The organism is Mucilaginibacter angelicae (assembly GCF_042434235.1).
Classification (GTDB): domain Bacteria; phylum Bacteroidota; class Bacteroidia; order Sphingobacteriales; family Sphingobacteriaceae; genus Mucilaginibacter; species Mucilaginibacter angelicae.
In genome coordinates this window covers 420,732-440,087 of record NZ_JBHLTS010000021.1, presented here as the reverse complement: position 1 = coordinate 440,087, position 19,356 = coordinate 420,732, and the positions used below count along the sequence as shown (strand labels likewise).

Genomic DNA, 19,356 nt, shown 5'->3' with positions numbered 1-19,356 from the left:
TAATAATCTCCAAAATACCATCTAAGTGTTCTGATCGATTTATTTGGGACCTGGTTCAAACGCTTTAATTGTTTTGTTAAAATAGGCTTTGGGTGGTACTCCGGAAAACCGCCGGAAGTCCTTTATAAAATGATTATCATCATAATAACCATTGTCTATAGCTATTTGTAAAAGATCTTTAGAAGTCACAGAATCCAGATCCATGTAAGCGTTCAAAAAACGTCTTATTAAAAGATAGCTTTGGGGCGAAATTCCTAAATGTTTCTTAAAGTTTCTTTCCAGCCATTTATAGTTCAACCGAACTGTATAGCCATCCAAAATACCCCTGACCGTGAGCTTACCATGCCTGTCAATATAATTCTGTATATCGATCAGTACCTTTGGATAAGAATAGATACCCATCTTTTCTGAAAGAAAACTTATTACTGTTTTCATTCTTTCTTCAATAGAAGTGAAATGATAGTAAGCTTCCTTAAACCTTTCAAAACCAGGCCCGGCTATTTCGGAAAAATCAAAAACCTGATTTTTTTGAAAACAGTCGCCATGAATACCCAATAATTTGAAGAAAGTTACAGCGTAAAAACGAATAACCAAGCAGTCCCCGAAATGAAACTCGGGTTCACAATAAATATTCCTTACCACACCGCCGCAAACCCATGCATTACCTACACATTTTGTATGCCCGTTTATACTTACCCTGACGTTTTCGTTTCTGTTTTGCATAAGGGCTATCACCGGGTAACCGTCGTTAAAAAACAGTTCCCTTTCCCTGGGATTGCCTTCAGCCTTAAATACGTAAAAGCCTTCCACAATTTCCTTTAAATGCTCAGGAGGGATAATTCTGAGAATATGATCGCCATTTTGATCAACTAAATGTTTAAAAAAATTGATAGGCATAAAGGCAAATATATTCAATTTCATTGCTGAAAAACTTTAAATGTCTAACTTATACTATCGGTGATATTACAGATCCCATAATTTCGGCCCAACAAGTAATATTTATGATAATAGCGAATAAAACAGACCTTGCAGGTATGCAAAAAGTTAGTGATGCTGTCGCGTTAACTTTAAAGGAGATGCGCGCATATGCCCGTCCGGGAATGAGTACTAAAGAATTGGATAATTATGGCGGTCAATTATTGGAAAAATTTGGTGCGAAGTCTGCACCATATCTAACCTATAAATTTCCCGGCTATACCTGTATCAGCATCAATAATGAAGTATGCCATGGGATCCCTTCAACTGACAGGGTTATCCAGGAAGGTGATTTGTTGAATATCGACGTTTCTGCCGAATTGGAGGGCTTTTGGTCTGACAACGGTGGTTCATTTATTGTTGGTCAGGATATCCATAATAAAATTCACCTGATCGATACCTCACAGGAAATACTGAGAAAGGCCATCAACACGATCAGAGGAGGCGTTAAAATAAATGAAATTGGTGGATTGATCGAAAATGAAGCTAAAAAAAATGGGTACAAAGTCATTAAGAACCTGGGCGGTCACGGATTAGGCAGGGCCCTGCATGAATTACCTGACGGAATTTTAAATTATCGAGATAAATCCGATCAACGAAGGTTTCGGAAGAATACCGTCGTGGCTATTGAAACATTTATAACAACTGATTCTTCCTGGGCCGTAGAGCTTCCTGACGGCTTTACCTTAGTTGGTGATAAAGGTGGTTTTAGTGTGCAGCATGAGCATACGATAATCGTAACCGATGGAATACCAATTATTTTGACTGAACAAAACGGGATTTGGGATTAAAATGTATATATTAACCTTAACGCGGATCAGAGAGGTTTTTTCGTTTTCGGATTACCTGATAAGCACCACAACAGAGCCGGATAAATGCTTGCTTCCTTTATGCAGGCCGGTCAAATAATAACAAGTTCCCGAAGGCAGCGCTGTTCCATGGTATTTGTCGTCCCAGGCGGTATAGTAGCAAGGATAGTAAAAACTGTTCGCCATAGTGATTGAATATCTTAACCGGTAAGGCGCTTTAATGTAAGGACAAACAAGTAAAAACTTTGATTAATTAAAGATCATTGTAATGTTTTAGCAGCACCGTACGTATTGGTAATAAAATTGTAGTTTTTCTATTAAACTTTAAAAAATATTTTGGAATTTGAAAAAAAAACCGATAATTGCTAACGAAATATCAGCAAACGTTAAACTATTGATTAAAGATTAATATCCATGCACCCATGGCTTAATCTATATTAACAGGAGGATATTTCAGTGTTACCATTTGGTTAATTACATAATTCCTAAACCTTTTTCGATGCGCATTAATATCACTACCCGATCCTTATATATTTTTATTTTACTGTGCTTTATTGCTTCATTAAAAAGTTATGGTCAAACCGTACCTGTCGGAAGCTATACTGAGGAATTATTGCGCAGGGAGCAGGTGGCCGGGAACGACAATAAGTCGTCATTTGTTATCAGGCCCTTAGCCTCTGCTATTGCCGATTCAACCCTTCAGCCATTAATTGCAAGCCATGAATACCTTAAATTTAATTTCATGGGAATGCCATCCGGTTTACGGATCCTCCCGTTCAACTGGCTAAACGAATATAATGTGAAGAGGCCTTATGGCTACAACAATTCTTCGCTATACCCAAATGCAGGATATCAAAGTATGGTTAGCGGCGGTTTTTTGTTAAAGGCCGGGATCCTTACCGTGCAGGTAAAACCCGAACTGGTTTACGCGCAAAATAAAAGCTTTTCAACCTTTGCCGATGTACAAGCCAATAACAATTCGCAGGCACTAATGAGCGCCTACTTTGGCCAGATCAACGGTATTGATGCACCTGAGCGCTTTGGCACATCATCATTAAAACACCTTTACCCGGGCCAATCAAAAATCACATTAGCTTATAAAAGTATAGAAGCCGGTGTATCTACAGAAAATTTGTGGTGGGGCCCGGGCATAAGAAATTCTATTATGATGAGCAATTCGGCCCCCGGTTTTTTTCACTGGACATTTAATTCAACCAAGCCGGTTGAAACAATTATTGGCTCATTTGAGTGGCAAATCATAGGGGGCAACCTGAAACAATCGGGTTTTGCTCCTGATGATATAAGCAAACTTATATACGGAAGCAACTTATATAACCCAAAACCTAAAGTAACGAGGTATATATCGGCCTACAGTATTAACTGGCAGCCAAAATGGTTAAAGGGCTTATACCTTGGCGCCTCTGCTTATGATTATCTTGATAAAGACTCAACTTATCACAGCAAAAATATTATTCGCAAAATAATTCCGGTTATTACCGGCTCTTCGCTCAAAGCTAATAACACCAACAACGGGCAAAACGGAGATCAGCAGGATTTTGCATACGCGCTTAACATCAGGCAGCTTTTACCCCTGTACAAAGCCGAAATTTACTTTGAATGGGGTCGCAATGACCGTACGGGGAGCCTTTCTGATTTCATAGAAGAGCCCGAACATTCGGCAGCATATACTTTTGGCGGCCGCAAACTTTTTGAACTTAGCCGCGGAGGTTTTATACAAATTAAATCAGAAATAACGCAGTTACAGCGGGCACCAACTTATCTGCTGCGCGATGAACCATCATGGTACATTCATTCACAAAGCCCGAGAGATGGTTATACCAATTATGGCAGGTATATAGGCGCGGGGATTGGCCCCGGGAGCAACAGCTTTATCTTTGATATAAGTTACATTAAAAACTACAATTCATACGGCCTTATGCTGGAAAGACAGTTGCATAACAATGACTTGTATTATCAGGCTTTTACCGATGCCCGTATAGGTAACCTGCACTGGGTTGATATAGCCGGCACATTTTACACCAATCTTAAATTTAAAAACTATTTGATTTCGGCCGAGGCCACCCCTGTTTATACGCTTAATTATGAATACCGAAATGGCTCGAGTTATAATTTACATGCAAGGGTTAACTTTACTTATTTTTTTAACTAATGAACAATTTTAGCCTTTATTCTTAGTTTATCGATCAGGACACCGGTTATACTAAAAATTAAAAAAAAATGCCTTATCTCCCTAAAATGGGAAATTGGTTTACTTTTGCAGAAAATAATATCACGTATTGGAGTGTTATTTCATGCTTCGATAACTTTTACATATGAACAAATTCCGTTTTCTTATATTATTAATTGCTGTGCTTAGTTTTGGAGCAGTTACTAATATCACCGCCCAAACCAACTTACAAAACATTTCTTCAATCAACGTTGACGATTTATCAGACCAGCAAGTAATTCAGCTATTGCAGCAGGCCCAAAAAGCCGGCTTAACTGATACTGAGCTGTTACAACAAGCCCAAAGCCGGGGAATGTCGGCTACACAAGTTCAAAAATTGGAGCTTCGGATTAAAAAATTAAGGACTAAAAGCAACGCATCATCCAATACCCAGTCAGATTCAACACTTAACCAACAGGGAAGGCAGCTTAACTACAAACCCGATACAACGGATACCGTAAACGTAAATAAAGACCTGTTTGAAAGCTTAAAGCCTAAAATTTTTGGCGCTGATATTTTCAAGAATAAAAACAGCTCGTTTGAACCCAATCTTAAGTTGGCTACCCCTCTAAATTATATTGTTGGCCCTAATGACCAGCTTAATATAAGTGTTTACGGCAGCTCATTGGTAAACTGGAAACTTGATGTATCGCCCGAAGGAAATATAAACATTCCGGGGGTCGGCATTTTAAATGTAGGCAGCAAAACCATCGAACAGGCTACGGCCTTAATAAAAAGCAAACTTGCCGCAAATAATTACGCAGTTGGCCGCGGCACATCCGTACAGGTTACACTTGGTAATATCCGCAGCATCCAGGTAATTATTATAGGGCAGGTAGCTAAACCGGGCACTTATACCCTACCCTCGCTTGCTACTGTTTTTAATGCTTTGTATACGGCAGGCGGCCCTAATGAAAATGGTAGTTTAAGGCAGATAGAGATTATCAGGAACAACCGCATTATCAGGCATCTGGATGTTTATGATTTCCTGTTAAAAGGCGATCAGAAAAATAACATTACCCTGCAGGACCAGGATATTGTTCGAGTACCAACCTACCGGACCAGGGTACAGCTTGTGGGCGAAATTAAAATACCGGCGCTATTTGAGGTTTTACCGGGAGAAAGCCTCGACAACATTATAACCTATGCCGGCGGCTTTACCGATAGCGCATATACTGCACGGATCAAGGTATCGCAGGTGAGCGATCAGCAGCGCAAAATAACCGACGTGTTGGAAGCCGACTATAAAAACTACATCCCGTTACGGGGCGATAAATATACCATTGAACCTATTATATACAGGTTTGAAAACCGGGTAGTAATAAAGGGAGCAGTATTTAGACCGGGCGATTTTGAACTGCAAAATGGCTTAACCCTGCTGCAATTAATTGAAAAAGCAGCCGGATTAAAAGAAGACGCTTTTACCGAACGGGGTACAATTACCCGCTTAAAGCCTGATAACAGTACAGAAATAATAGGATTTAATGTTAAGGATGTTATCAATAAAACCTTAAATATTCCGCTGCAGCGTGAAGACATCGTTAATATCTCATCCATTTTTGATTTACGGGATAAGTATACCGTTACTATTAACGGCAATGTAAGGAAACCGGGCAAGTTTGCCTTTTCGGAAAACATGAAGGTAGAAGACTTGATTTTAAAAGCAGGCGGGTTTGCTGAAGGCGCCAGTACAAACCGCATTGAAGTAGCCCGGAGAATAATGGATGCCGACCCTTCATCTAAAAACAGCTCGGTATCACAGGTTTTTAGCGTTAACATTGATGGTAACCTGAAACCCGCCGATGCCAACTTTGTGCTCACTCCTTTTGATATTGTTTCTGTATACAGCCTGCCAGGGTACGAAAAACAAAAAACCGTAAAAGTGGAAGGTGAGGTTTTATATCCCGGCTCTTACACCATTAAAAGTAAAAACGAAAAAATATCAGATCTGATTGCCAGGGCCGGCGGACTTACCGCTTCGGCAGATGCAGCAGGGGGATCACTAAAACGCGACAATTTTGCAATATTGGGTATAGATAAAAACAAAACCGATACTGCATCTATAAATGCTGAACGTTCTGCACGAATCAGCAGATTGAAACGATCTTACAAAGACTCTACAAACATTACTACCGACACTACACAGCTAAGAAATAACTATGTAGGTATCGAACTGGATAAGATTCTGAAATCGCCAGGATCCAAAACCGACCTTCTTTTAGAAAACGGCGATGTTATAAGGGTTCCAAAACAGCAGCAGGTTGTGCGTGTTAACGGGCAGGTACTTTATCCAAGCGCAGTAGTATTTGACAGGTCGAAATCATTTAATGATTTTGTTTCAAATGCCGGTGGTTACGGGCCCGATGCCTTAAGGCGCGGTGCCTATGTGGTTTATCCAAACGGAACAGTAAAAGGTACACGTAAGTTTCTCTTCTTTAATAACCATCCGTCGGTTAAACCAGGCAGCGAAATATATGTTCCTAAAAAATCTGAAAGTAAGGGTAATACCGCTCAGACAATTTTAGGGTTCACAACAGGTTTAGCCTCACTGGGTGCTATCATTTTAGGGATTTTAAGTTTGAATAAATAACCGTTAAAAACCATCAAGATTTATTCATGACCCATACCATTAAACATAGCCCCGACGAAATTTCAATAAAAGATTTCATTGGTAAAATTCACTCAACAAGCAGTTATCTTAAAAGCAAGTGGGTGATTATTTTATCCATCAGCATTTTAGGGGCAGCTATTGGATTAGCCTATTCTATCTTTAAAAAACCGCTTTATACTGCATCGTCAACATTTGTATTGGATGACGGAAACAAAAGCGGGGGCATAAGCCAGTACGCTGGCCTTGCTGCCATGGCAGGCATTGACTTAGGCGGCGGCTCCGGCAGCGGCGGGATATTTCAGGGAGACAATATCCTGGAATTATACAAATCAAGGTTAATGATTGAAAAAACCCTTTTAAGTGAAAGTGTTTTTAATGGAAAAAAACAGTTGTTAATTGATAGATATATCGAATTTAATAAGTTGAGGGATTACTGGAAAAAGGAAGAGAATATCAATAGTATTTCGTTTACCGGTAACCCGAATAACTTTAGCCGTACGCAGGACAGTATAATTACTGCATTTGTAATTTTATTTAATAAACAAATACTCACTGTTAGTAAGCCCGACAAAAAAATCAGCATTATACGGGTTGATGTTACCAGTAAAGACGAGTTGTTTGCCAGAAACTTCGATTTAAAACTTGTTGAAACGGTTAATCAATTTTACCTGCAAACAAAAACGAAAAAAAGCAATCAAAACATTCAAATTTTACAACACCAGGCAGATAGCGTAAGAAGCGTACTTAATAGTTCTATTTACGGGGTGGCCTCTGCAATTGACGCTGCGCCAAATGCAAACCCATCACTGCAAATATTAAAAGCACCTTCACAACGAAAGCAAGTTGATGTTCAGGCAAGTACTGCTATCTATAGCGAAATGGTCAAAAACCTTGAGCTTTCCAAAATGTCATTAAGGCAGGAAACTCCTTTGATACAAACAATTGATGTTCCGGTATTGCCGCTTACTGTAACCAAAACAGGTAAAATAGCCGCAGCTATTATTGGTTTGTTTTTGGGAGCGCTAATTACTTCGTTATTTTTAATAAGCAAAAAGATCATCAAAAAAATCAGTGCTTAAATATTTTAAGCGGGTTAATGGGGTAGTAATTACTATCGAAATAAGAACAGATAACGATCATACTTATTTGAGGCCTGCCCTATTACAATAATTATTTAAGTATACAACAAATGCAAAACATTTGCCTTTCCATATGTATCCCAACCAAAGGGCGTTCAGATGTTTTAAAAAACACACTGGATAGCATTTATGTGGATAATCTGGTTGATTATGATGAATTTGAAGTAGTTATTTCAGATAGTTCGGATACCAGCTCAGTATCGGAAATGCTGACGGCCTACAGTCATTATCCTAACATTGTATATAAAAAAAACGCATCAGAAGGTTTTTTAAATTTGATCTGCGCCTTAAAAATGGGCAAAGGCACATTTTTAAAACTCCACAATGATTATACGGTATTTAAAAACGGTGCCCTGGCCAGCATGATCAAGTTTGCCAAAAATGAAGCAACAATTAAGCCCCTGGTGTTTTTTTCAAACAATGAGCTAAGGAAAAACGAAGTGTTACGATATAACTCGTTTGACACTTTTACTTATGAGCTTTCTTTTTTTAACACATGGGCCACAGGCTTTTCTATCTGGAAACAGGATTTTGATAAACATTCATCAATGGATGTAAGCCAATTATTTCCGCACACCTCGTTACTGTTACTTCAACATGATAAAGGGTCATTTGTTATAAACGACAGATCACTGTTTACCCACCAGGAAGTTAGCAAAAAAGGGGGCTACAACTTATTTGATGCCTTTGCTGTTCAATACTTAAAAATGATGGAAGGCTGCTTGAAAAAAAATCAAATTACTATAAATACTTTCAATCATATCAAACAGGACTTATTCGATAATTTTCTGGTGATATGGTACTATAACACCAAAATTGCAGCTAACCAGTACACGTTTGATCTATCAGGCATCAAAGCCTCAATAAAAATATATTATTCTGAAGCCAGCTATTACCGGATGATTATAGTGGCTTATAAAAAAGATTTTCTGAAAAATGCTAAAAGAGCGGCAGGGGCAATAAAAAGACGCTCTAAGCGGATGTTTGCACGCTGATTCATTTTTAGCATCAGCTAATTAAATTAACAAAAAGAAACATATCATGGTATAAAATATTTAGATTTTCCTGATAAGATCACCTAAAAACCAACACTAAACATGAAAGCTATTGTAAGAAGAATTTTCAAACTCATTTTTAGATTTTTGTGCAGTTTTTCGCAATGGCTGTTCCCCTATTCTACCTTGAACAAATGGAAATCATTTAGGGTAAAGTTTTACACCTCCTGGATTTCGAAAGAATTTAAATCAATTGGAGGCAATGCAACTATTTATTATCCGTTGGATTTGTTAGGCGGAAAACATATTACAATAGGCGAGAATGTAATAATTGGAAAACGTGGCATCTTAACTGCCTGGGACCGCTATGGGTATGATTCCTTTTCGCCTGCAATTTCAATAGGTAACCGAACTTCCATAGGCGAGGATTGCCATATTACAGCCATTCATAACATCACAATAGGAAATAATGTACTAATTGGAAAAAAAGTAACCATATCAGATAACAGTCACGGACAGACGAATATTGCTGAATTAAATTTGCCGCCTATTGACAGGCCTCTATATTCAAAAGGGCCTGTTATAATTGAAGACGGCGTATGGATTGGCGATAAAGTCACGATAGTAGCAAATGTGCGCTTAGGAAAAAATTCAATTATTGGAGCCAATTCCCTGGTTACTAAAGATGTTCCCGAAAACTGCGTTGTTGGAGGGGTCCCGGCACAAATACTAAAAGAAATGATATGATTTTCAACATAAAAATATTCACCGGGCATCAAAGCCTCATTACTAACAACATATCCGGTACTCTTAGGCTAATATGCTATATGGCCTTTCAAAGTATCTGTATATGATCTTGTTTTAGTTACAGAGGATCATCAAAAGTATTACAATAGCTTATCTAACTATGTTTTTTTCACCGTTGGCAATTTTTAAATTTCGTTTATAACACAAAACATGAATATTACCAAAACTGATGTATTATGGAATTACGCTGCCACCTTTTTTAAGATATCTTCGTCTGTATTACTTCTACCTATAATTTTACATAAACTTCCCAGTGAAGATGTTGGCATATGGTCAGTTTTTTCTTCAATTGCAGCCCTGGTCTTTTTAATTGATTTTGGATTCAACTCATCTTTTAGCAGAAATGTTACCTATGTATTTAGTGGCGTAAATTCATTGCTCACAAATGGGCATGATACATCTGCCCAATCTGGCGGTGTTAACTATAGTTTACTCAAGGGATTGCTGAGCTCAATGCGCTGGTTTTACTCAAGAGTATCATTAACATTATTTTTACTCCTTTTAACTTTAGGGACATTTTACATTAGCAGGCTCCTAAATGAATATCATGGAAATAAAACAAATGTTTATATAGCATGGGGCCTTTTTATCGCTATCAACACATATAATTTATACACCCTATACTACGATGCCCTTTTAGAAGGTAAGGGATTAATCAGGGTATCAAAACAAATCACCATTCTTGGGCACCTGGCTTATCTTTTGGTATCTACCGTAGCTATTTATTTAGGCTTTGGTTTAATAGCGCTGGTTTTAGCACAACTTATATCAATTATCATTATAAGGACCATATCGCAACGTAAGTTTTTTAATGCCGATATAATTTATCAGTTACAGAACTGTGAAGGCGATGATAAAAAAGATGTATTAAAGGCAATTTATCCTAATGCGGTTAAGTATGGCATAACATCCTTAGGTGGCTTTATGATACAAAAATCATCTATCTTCATTGGCTCCCTTTATTTGTCACTATCAGCCATCGCTTCGTTTGGGATCACAAAACAAATGATGGATATAACTGTGAGCATAGCAAACATTGCTGTAGCCACATTTTTGCCCCAAATAGCTAATTTAAGAATAGGAGGAAATTATGACCGCATTAAAGCTATCTGTATTAGAGGGGTAGTTATAGCCAATTTAATTTTTATAACAGGGGCAGCAACAATAATATTTTTAGGCACTCCTATTTTACATCTTATTAAAAGTAATACAAACTTAAATCAGCAAGTTTTATTAGTTGTTGCCTTTTCATCTTTAATAGGCCTCAACTCAGGTATTTCTGGTGCCATTATCTCTACTAAAAATCACATTCCTTTTGTTAAGCCATCAATTTTATCAGGCGTGGCAACTATTCTGCTTTTGATCGTATTTTTCAAATTCACAAATTTAGGGCTATTGGGAATGGCTATGGCCCCTGGTTTAATTGATTTGTGCTATCAGGGCTGGAAGTGGCCGCTTGTTGTAATTAAGGAACTGAATATTAAGTTTTCAGATTTTAAAATGGTAATAATGAAAACTGATAAACCTGCATAATGAAATTATCTGCTATAATAGTTACCTATTTCCCCGAAATGGACGAGTTGGTCAAGAACATTATCTCTTGCATTAATGATGTCGACAAAATAATTATTTGGGAAAACACACCATCTGCATCACTAAAAGAAGCTAAGGAATTAGCTGTATTTAAGGAAAAGCTTGTTTTCTCCGGTACCGGTGAAAACGTTGGCATAGCCAGTGCATTAAATTACGGCGTTAACTGGTCGATAGAAAATGATTATACGCATATTCTCACATTAGATCAGGACAGTTACTTTGAAGATGGGGTACTAACCAAGTATAAAGATTTAGTTGAACAGCAAACTGATAAGAAGATAGGCATTTTTGGCATAAATCCCATTAGCGGAGGCCATTACCTTTATGAGCCTGCTCATGAGATAAAGGAAGTTGCAGATACAATTACTTCAGGTTCAATAATTCCACTGCATATTTTCAGGGAATGTGGTTTATTTATGGACGAACTATTTATCGATGCTGTTGATTATGAGTTTTGTTACCGTATAAATAAACTCAAAGGATATAAAACCGTTGTTTTTACAGATATAGTGTTAAAGCATAAGGTTGGCTATGTTACCAAAAGTAAATGGGGGTTTAAAACTGATAATTACTCCGCGTTCAGAACCTATTTTATAGTTCGCAACCATATCATTATATGGAAAAGATATCCGGATATTTTCCCCCGTTCATATAAAAAAGTTTTGATAAAAACGCATATAGCCAGCAGGGTAGTTAAAGTTATAATAGCTGAGAGTGATAAAGTAAAAAAGATAAAAGCGATAATTATTGGGGCAATCCACGGATTAAAAGGAAAACTGGGATATTATAAAATTAGGTAATAAGATAGAGCGAGTTACGATGATAAAGAAGAATGCAATTTTTACAATTTGTGCTAAAAACTACATGGCCCATGCAAAAACATTGGCCGGTTCCATAAAAGAATTTCACCCGGAATGTGACTTCTTTATTTTGCTATCCGACGAATTGGAGGGGAACGATTTAGATTGCGGTTATCAGATTATTGAGTCAAAGGATATCGGGATAAAAGAGTTTGAAAAAATGGCATTCCAATACGATGTTATCGAGTTCAGTACATCGGTTAAGCCATATTTTATTAAGAAACTTTTTGACCAGGGCTACGATAAAGTTCTTTATATAGATCCCGATATGGTAGTTTACAGCAGTCTTAATTTCATCTTTAATCATTTAGATAATTACGATGCTGTTTTAACCCCGCACTTATTGAAGCCTTATATAAAGTATACCGGGGCTACATCAGAAGAAGAGCTATTGTTTGTTGGGATATACAACCTTGGCTTTTTTGCCGTGAAAAACTCTTCAACAGGTAATCATATAGCCAACTGGTGGATTGAAAAACTAAGCAACCAATGTTATGCGGATAAAGAAGATGCCCTGCACGTTGATCAAAAATGGATGGATTTTCTGCCATCGCTGTATACCAGCGAAGTATTGATCCTGCGGCATCCCGGGGTTAACCTGGCATTTTGGAATTTTCATGAACGCACCCTTTATAAAGAAAACGGGGCCTATTTTGTTGATAATAATGATACCCCTTTAGTGATCCTGCACTTTTCGGGCCTCGATGCCGATAATGCAGAAGCCGTTTGCCGCAAACAAACAAAGTATACGTTATCAACAATACCCGAATACCGCGAGCTTTTTGAATTGTACGTTAAATTGCTTGAGGTAAATGGCGTTGGTACCCTAAGCAAGCTGTTATATAAATATAACCAGTTTGATAATGGCGTACCCGTACTTAAATATCACAGGCGACTATTCAGGGGCTTAATTACTGAAGGGCACCACTTTGAAAATCTATTTTCAACGGCCGGCGGGTCTTATTATAGCTTTTTGATAAAAAATAAAGCGATGCTTATTGACAACGATGGCAAATACAAAGCACTGAAAAAAACATACGGAAAAGATCCTGCTGTTTTTAATAAAGTTTTTAAAGCCTTAAAAATATTCAAAGCACTGTTCGGTATGAAAAAGTACTATCTGATGATGCGCTTTTTTGCTATTTATAACCGGTTTGAAAAACAAACTTTTTTGGTAAGCGATAAAAACGATTAAGTGGGTATTGCTTTATAAAGCTTATACGGTTAATACATATAGAACAATTTAAAGTAAACAATGGTAAAAATTGCAGTTGATGGAAGGCCGCTTCAAGGGCAGCTAAGTGGTGTAGGAAAATATGTTTTGCAGGTGCTCATAGCCCTTGCAAAACAGGTGCCTGATTGCCATATAACTATCTTTACCAATAAACCACTTGAAATAACCTTTTCCCTGGTTAATGTAAATATCAGGTACGATACAGTTTTTGAAAAAATAAAACCTTTAATCTGGAGCAAATTTCTTTTGGGCCGCTTATTAAAAAAGGAACACTTTGACTTTTACTTTTTTGGCGGCACCTTCACTCCTGTGCAAAAACTTAAGGGTAAAAAAATTACCGTGGTGCATGACCTTAACCATATCTATGCTAAAGAAACAATGAGCAAATTACATTATTTAACTCATGTGCTTTTTTATAAAAAGGATATTGCCGGGGCCGATTTTATTATCGCTAATTCACACGGTACAGCATCAAAGCTTAAAAGCAATTGTAATATAACTGCACACCATGTGCTGCATCCGCCAATTAATGAACATTATAAAATAATTGATAAAACGGCGGTTGCGGAAGTGCTTGGCAGTCTTGGTATCAACTATAAGTATATCTTAACGGTAGCAACACAGGAACCACGCAAAAACCTTGATAAAACTATTCATGCATTTCTGTTTTTAAAAAAGCAACAGGCATTGTCCGGGCAAAAGCTCCTGCTTGTAGGTGGTGAAGGGTGGAAAAACACGGCTTTGCATACTTTAATAAACAGCGATGAAGATATCATCCGGATGGGTTACGTGGCTGAGAAACATTTACCATATATATATAACGGCGCAAGCTCATTTGTTTTTCCATCAAAGTATGAAGGGTATGGGATGCCGGCTACTGAAGCCTTATTATGTGGCATAAAACCAATAGTGAGTGATATTGAAGAACTAAGAGAGGCTACTTCAGGACATGCATATTATATAGATCCTGAAAATTTAAATCAGTATACTGATTGCATTTTAACTGCCATTTCCAATCAACCGGCGGAAAATACAGCTTTTGATGCCGATTTACGTATGGCCTTTGACAATGAGTTTAAAGCTCTTTTAACATTACTGAAAATAACTCCCGCATGTTAATCATTTTCATATCATTATGCATATTATCTGTGGGGAGTTACTTTACCTGGTTCAGCAGGTATAATATCCCCGCGCATCTTGAATTAGCTTTTATTTTTACCAAATACCTTGTACCTATTTTTTTGGTAGATGAAATATCAAATTTTGACAGTGATACTTTAGATCTGTATAAAAACATTTTAACGTTGGGCGCAGCTTTCTATTTGTTAGGGCTGATAATGGGCAATTTTGTTCCATTAGTTAAGGTTAAATACTTTTCCTGGCAGGTTATGAGCGAAGCTGAGTATAGCGCCCGCGTTGAGAAAATAACCAAATACTTCTTTTATTTTGGCGTAGCAGGTTTTTTAATAAGCTATGCCGTTATGGGCTATGTCCCTATGTTTGCCAGCGATCCGCTTAATGCCAAATTTTTTAGAGGGCCTTACCAGGCCCCGTATATGCGGGTAGCAGTTTTATTCAGGGCGGCTAATTATGTAATGTATAGTTTGCCGCCAATTCTGTTTATCATCTGGTATCAGTTCAGAAAAAAAATATACCTGTTTTATTTGATAATAGTTGTTTTCCTGATAGCAACAACGCTTACAAGGGGAAACATTTTAATGGGCTTTCTTATAGCCCTGGGAGTAATATGTGCCTATCGCAAAGCCCTGTTCAAATATTACATGATATCTTTAATTTTTATTTTCTCGCTTGGCAGTATATCATTTTATCTGATCGGCCTGTTGTTTCATAACGATCTGCTCATATCCATGTACGATAAGGAAAGTATATTTGAAACAATAGCCTTGGGCGCACCCGATGTGCTTGACCATCTTAGTTTTTTAAAAGCATTCACTAATAACCCTATATATACCTATGGCCGTACATTTTACGGAGGCCTTATACCTGGCCACTATCAATGGAACCCATCGGTTTGGTCGTTGATGGTAACCAATCCTAATGACGATGTTAATGACATAACCTCAGGAGGCCTGCGCTTACCTCTCCCCTTGTGGGGATATGTTTCCTTTTCATGGGTTGGTGTTGTCGGGCTTAGTTTTGTATCCGGATTAATTAATGGCTATTTAATAAAGGCCATTAAAAAAATGCTCAGGGAAAGCGACAACCTGCTCATCATTACAATGGTGATCTTATTGTACGTAAACATTTACTCTCAGTTTGTTTCGTTTTATATCTTCTCGATGTATGCCTTCCCTGTATTTATTTTTATGGCCTTTTATATGTTCAGATTTAAATGGAAGTAAAAATTATAATCAACGCCCGTTTCCTCACCCAAAAGCTTACCGGGGTGCAACGCTTTGCAATTGAAATAGCAAAGCAATTAAAAACATTAATGCCCGGTCTTGTTTTTGTAGCTCCGTCAGATATCATTCACCATGAACTGGCTGCCCAACTTGGTGTAATTGCTATAGGAAAGCGCAAAGGGGTAATGTGGGAGCAGATTGATTTGCCACTGTACCTGAAAAAGAATGGCAAACCGCTGCTTATTAACTTATGCAATGTTGCGCCTTTGTTTTATAACAACCAGGTAATAACTATCCATGACGTTGCTTTTTTAGTTAACCCGCAATGGTTCAGCAAAAATTTTGTTAGGTTTTATAAGTTTCTGATGCCGCGGATTGCAGCGAAAGCCAGGCTTATATTCACCGTCAGCGATTTTTCTAAAACCGAAATTATCAGGTATCTCCATGCCGATGCCGCAAAAATAAAAGTAATATATAATAGTGTATCTGAACTCCCCTCTCCTACACCTGTTAAAACAAATTATGGGGAATACATACTGGCTGTTGGATCAATTGATAAAAGGAAAAATATACTGAACCTGGTACAGGCTTTCGGGTTAATTAAACATAAAGGCTTTAAACTTATAATAGTTGGTGATAGTAACGCCATTTTTAATAATGAGGGTAATGAAAACCTGAAAACTCAGCAGGATATTATATTCACCGGGCGGGTTAATGATCATGAACTGGCTGGTTTATATGCCGGGGCGCGGCTGTTTGCATACCCAAGCCTGTATGAAGGTTTTGGGATCCCCCCACTTGAGGCAATGGCTTACGGCTGCCCAACCTTAGTATCTGATATTGGCAGTCTGCGTGAAGTTTGTGGTAATGCCAGTGTTTATGTAAACCCGCTTAATGCAAGAGATATTTCAAAGGGTATTGATCTACTTATTGATGATGCCGCATTACGTGATACCCTTGTTAAAAACGGGAAACAAAATATAAGGCGGTTTAGCTGGGAAACTTCGGCCAGGCAAATTGCTGATTCTATTACTTTTTTAAATACACAACATTGAAAGTTGCATTAGTACACGAATGGCTTACCGTAATTGGGGGCTCCGAAAACGTTTTTAAAGAAATTGCTGCATTGTATCCCGATGCTGATATTTATACACTTGTAGTCCGTGATGAAACTATTGTTAAGCTTGGTCTTTCGGGGCACAAGGTAACTACTTCCTTTATCCAGAAACTGCCATTTGCAAAAACCAAATACAGGGCATACCTGCCATTGTTTCCTTTAGCCATTGAGCAGTTTGATTTATCAGGTTATGACCTGGTCATATCATCCTCTCATGCTGTTGCAAAAGGGGCCTTAACCAATTCAAACCAAACGCATATCTGTTATTGCCATTCGCCAATACGTTATGCATGGGACCTTCACCATCAATATTTAAAAGAATCGGGACTGGACAAGGGACTCAAAGGATTTATAGCCAAATACCTGCTGCACCGCATAAGGCAGTGGGATATTATAAGCACCAACAGGGTTGATCATTTTATTGCCAATTCAAATTACATAGCCAGACGAATTAAAAAGATCTATGGCCGGGAAAGTACAGTTATATACCCCAATGTAGCCACTGAAGATTTTTTGCCCCTTTATGAAAAAAAGGATTATTACGTTACCTGCTCAAGATTCGTCCCATACAAAAAAATCGACCTGATTGTACAGGCTTTTGCTCAAATGCCCGATAAAAAATTATATGTTATTGGCGAGGGGCCGGATTTTAAAAAGGTGAGCAAATTAGCCGCGCCTAATACGGTATTGCTGGGCTATCAACCTTTTGATATACTCAAAAAATACCTGGCCGAAGCTAAAGCATTTGTGTTTGCAGCCGAAGAGGACTTTGGCATTTTACCTGTTGAAGCCCAGGCCTGCGGTACCCCTGTAATTGCTTTCGGTAAAGGTGGGGCATTGGAAAGCGTTGTTGAAAATAAAACAGGAATCTTTTTTTATGAGCAGTCTGCCGAAGCCATTAAAGAGGCAGTGGAGCGTTTCGAGATTAACGCACCGTTATTTAATTATAAAGAAATCACCCGGCACGCTTCTTCATTTTCAACAAAAACATTTAAAAATGAATTACTTACCCACATCAATAAAAAAATACAAAATAAAATAGAAAATAATTAGTTTCTAATTGTAGCGTTCACAGCGAATCTCCCGTAATTAAGTTTAACAAATGTTGATTTTATTTAAAATAAACCCGTTTTAGTAAAAGTTCTTATATTTGCATAACTTAACCTTGATCGCAAATGCGCTACTCCAAACTACTTCAGCCATTCACATTTTTTTGTGATTTAATACTATTAAATATCGCACTGCAATGTGCTCATTTGTTTATATTTAGATTCTATTCGTCCGAAATACAATTAACTGATTTTTTATTATTAGTTAATTTAACTTGGATCACCATAGCTTCGGTAACTAAAAACTATACCATAAAGAGGCCGCTGATACTCAGTGATAATTTGAGTAAATTCATGTCATCCATGGTGTACCACCTGGTATTGGTTCTTGGCATAGTTTACTTTTTTAAACTTTATGAGGTAAGCAGGATGGTTATGTTCTGCACTTACCTGCTGTTTTTTATCCTTATTGTTGCCCAACGTTCTTTGATCTTTTTTACACTCGATTATATTCGTAAAAAAGGTTATAACATTAAACATGTTATCATAGTTGGTAATACCGATATTGTTAACCGGGTAAAAAAATCATTTTCAAGGCATCCTGAATATGGGTATAACTTCATTACCACTATAACCGAAGAAGTACTTGAAAGCCAGCCTCATGAAGTATTATTTAATAAAATCCTTGAAGCCCGGCCAGATGAGGCATTTATTTGCTACAAATTTATAGATCAGCTCTTATTAAAAAAACTGGTTGATCTGGGTGATCAGCATTCCATTAAAATTAAACTGGTTTCTGACCTTGTGCTCGAAAACAGCTATGCCAGCATCGTCAATTATGAAAATCTGCCGGTAATACAACTTTCTTCTTCCATCGAGCTTAGTCTTAAAATTGTGTTTTTTAAACGCTGCTTCGACATCCTGTTTTCTCTTTTGGTAATGATTCCGGGCTTTCCTGTATTTATTGCATTGGCCATAATAACCAAGTTAACTTCAAAAGGCCCGGTTTTCTATCGCCAGGAACGGATTGGAAGAAATCATAAGCCTTTTAGCATGTATAAGTTCAGGAGCATGTACATAAATTCAGAACAGGCAGTACCTATGCTATCGAAAGATAAAGATCCAAGAATTACTAAATGGGGCGTTTTTTTACGTAAATCCCGGCTGGATGAACTACCCCAGTTTTGGAATGTTTTAAAAGGCGACATGTCTATCGTTGGCCCGAGACCAGAGCGTCAGTATTTTATTGAACAACTCATTGAGGAATCGCCTAACTACAAAAAGTTATTTAAACTTAAACCAGGCCTTACTTCTATAGGCCAGGTAACTTATGGTTATGCAGAAAATGTTCAGGAAATGCGTCACCGCGTTCGTTACGACCTTATTTATTTGAAAAACATCAACTTTAATAACGACTTAAGCATAATTTTTAAAACCATAAAGGTGATGGTTCAGCTTAAGGGTAAATAAAATAAGTTTAATAGCCGCTCCATAATTCGGAATGGCACTCTCCCCAAATTACATAACGATTTAAAGACAGAGCAGGATGGTTTCATTACCATCCTGCTTTATTTTTG

At 37.6% G+C, this 19,356-nt stretch carries 16 protein-coding genes; 14 read left to right on the top strand and 2 right to left on the bottom strand.

All coding sequences use genetic code 11. From position 1 onward, the window contains the following. Window positions 1-39: 39 nt before the first annotated feature. Window positions 40-921: a helix-turn-helix domain-containing protein gene (locus ACFFGT_RS11435; protein ID WP_377022663.1), complete on the bottom strand. Its 882-nt coding sequence runs from the start codon at window positions 919-921 to the stop codon at window positions 40-42. Between the two features lie 80 nt (window positions 922-1,001). On the opposite strand from ACFFGT_RS11435, the gene map reads away from it, so the two are divergent. Continuing rightward, window positions 1,002-1,766 carry a type I methionyl aminopeptidase gene (gene map, locus ACFFGT_RS11430; protein ID WP_377022662.1) on the top strand — a complete coding sequence of 255 codons (765 nt, stop codon included), beginning with the start codon at window positions 1,002-1,004 and terminating at the stop codon, window positions 1,764-1,766. Between the two features lie 51 nt (window positions 1,767-1,817). Here the strand turns inward: map and ACFFGT_RS11425 are convergent, their stop codons facing one another. Next, the gene (locus ACFFGT_RS11425; protein ID WP_377022661.1) at window positions 1,818-1,970 is read right to left on the bottom strand and encodes a hypothetical protein; all 153 of its coding nucleotides are present in this window, start codon (window positions 1,968-1,970) and stop codon (window positions 1,818-1,820) included. A 313-nt stretch (window positions 1,971-2,283) separates the two neighbouring features. On the opposite strand from ACFFGT_RS11425, the gene ACFFGT_RS11420 reads away from it, so the two are divergent. The 13 genes from ACFFGT_RS11420 to ACFFGT_RS11360 all read left to right on the top strand — a co-directional run bounded on the left by ACFFGT_RS11420 (window position 2,284) and on the right by ACFFGT_RS11360 (window position 19,249). After that, entirely contained in the window at window positions 2,284-3,954 is a 1,671-nt protein-coding gene (locus ACFFGT_RS11420) for a capsule assembly Wzi family protein (protein WP_377022660.1), read from the top strand. A gap of 163 nt (window positions 3,955-4,117) precedes the next feature. Further along, window positions 4,118-6,601: an SLBB domain-containing protein gene (locus ACFFGT_RS11415; RefSeq protein ID WP_377022659.1), complete on the top strand. Its 2,484-nt coding sequence runs from the start codon at window positions 4,118-4,120 to the stop codon at window positions 6,599-6,601. A 26-nt stretch (window positions 6,602-6,627) separates the two neighbouring features. Beyond that, complete coding sequence (locus tag ACFFGT_RS11410; protein WP_377022658.1) at window positions 6,628-7,701, top strand: Wzz/FepE/Etk N-terminal domain-containing protein; 1,074 nt, start codon at window positions 6,628-6,630, stop codon at window positions 7,699-7,701. A 110-nt stretch (window positions 7,702-7,811) separates the two neighbouring features. Next, window positions 7,812-8,756, top strand: coding sequence for a glycosyltransferase family 2 protein (locus tag ACFFGT_RS11405; protein ID WP_377022657.1), 945 nt, complete (start codon window positions 7,812-7,814; stop codon window positions 8,754-8,756). A 102-nt stretch (window positions 8,757-8,858) separates the two neighbouring features. After that, window positions 8,859-9,503, top strand: coding sequence for an acyltransferase (locus ACFFGT_RS11400; protein WP_377022656.1), 645 nt, complete (start codon window positions 8,859-8,861; stop codon window positions 9,501-9,503). Between the two features lie 210 nt (window positions 9,504-9,713). Then, window positions 9,714-11,096: an O-unit flippase-like protein gene (wzx, locus tag ACFFGT_RS11395; RefSeq protein ID WP_377022655.1), complete on the top strand. Its 1,383-nt coding sequence runs from the start codon at window positions 9,714-9,716 to the stop codon at window positions 11,094-11,096. Continuing rightward, window positions 11,096-11,956 (top strand): glycosyltransferase family 2 protein, encoded by an 861-nt coding sequence (locus ACFFGT_RS11390; protein WP_377022654.1) that lies wholly within the window; start codon window positions 11,096-11,098, stop codon window positions 11,954-11,956. Before wzx ends, ACFFGT_RS11390 begins: the two co-directional genes overlap by 1 nt. Window positions 11,957-11,975: 19 nt before the next feature. Next, window positions 11,976-13,211, top strand: coding sequence for a hypothetical protein (locus tag ACFFGT_RS11385; protein ID WP_377022653.1), 1,236 nt, complete (start codon window positions 11,976-11,978; stop codon window positions 13,209-13,211). 60 nt (window positions 13,212-13,271) lie between these two features. Next, window positions 13,272-14,369, top strand: coding sequence for a glycosyltransferase family 4 protein (locus ACFFGT_RS11380; RefSeq protein ID WP_377022652.1), 1,098 nt, complete (start codon window positions 13,272-13,274; stop codon window positions 14,367-14,369). Window positions 14,370-14,398: 29 nt separating this feature from the next. Beyond that, window positions 14,399-15,613, top strand: coding sequence for an O-antigen polymerase (locus ACFFGT_RS11375; protein ID WP_377022651.1), 1,215 nt, complete (start codon window positions 14,399-14,401; stop codon window positions 15,611-15,613). Continuing rightward, the gene (locus tag ACFFGT_RS11370) at window positions 15,604-16,668 is read left to right on the top strand and encodes a glycosyltransferase family 4 protein (RefSeq protein ID WP_377022650.1); all 1,065 of its coding nucleotides are present in this window, start codon (window positions 15,604-15,606) and stop codon (window positions 16,666-16,668) included. The genes ACFFGT_RS11375 and ACFFGT_RS11370 overlap by 10 nt, the downstream gene beginning before the upstream one ends. Then, entirely contained in the window at window positions 16,665-17,783 is a 1,119-nt protein-coding gene (locus ACFFGT_RS11365) for a glycosyltransferase family 4 protein (protein ID WP_377022649.1), read from the top strand. The genes ACFFGT_RS11370 and ACFFGT_RS11365 overlap by 4 nt, the downstream gene beginning before the upstream one ends. 122 nt (window positions 17,784-17,905) lie before the next feature. Then, window positions 17,906-19,249, top strand: coding sequence for a sugar transferase (locus tag ACFFGT_RS11360; RefSeq protein ID WP_377022648.1), 1,344 nt, complete (start codon window positions 17,906-17,908; stop codon window positions 19,247-19,249). Window positions 19,250-19,356: the final 107 nt, after the last annotated feature.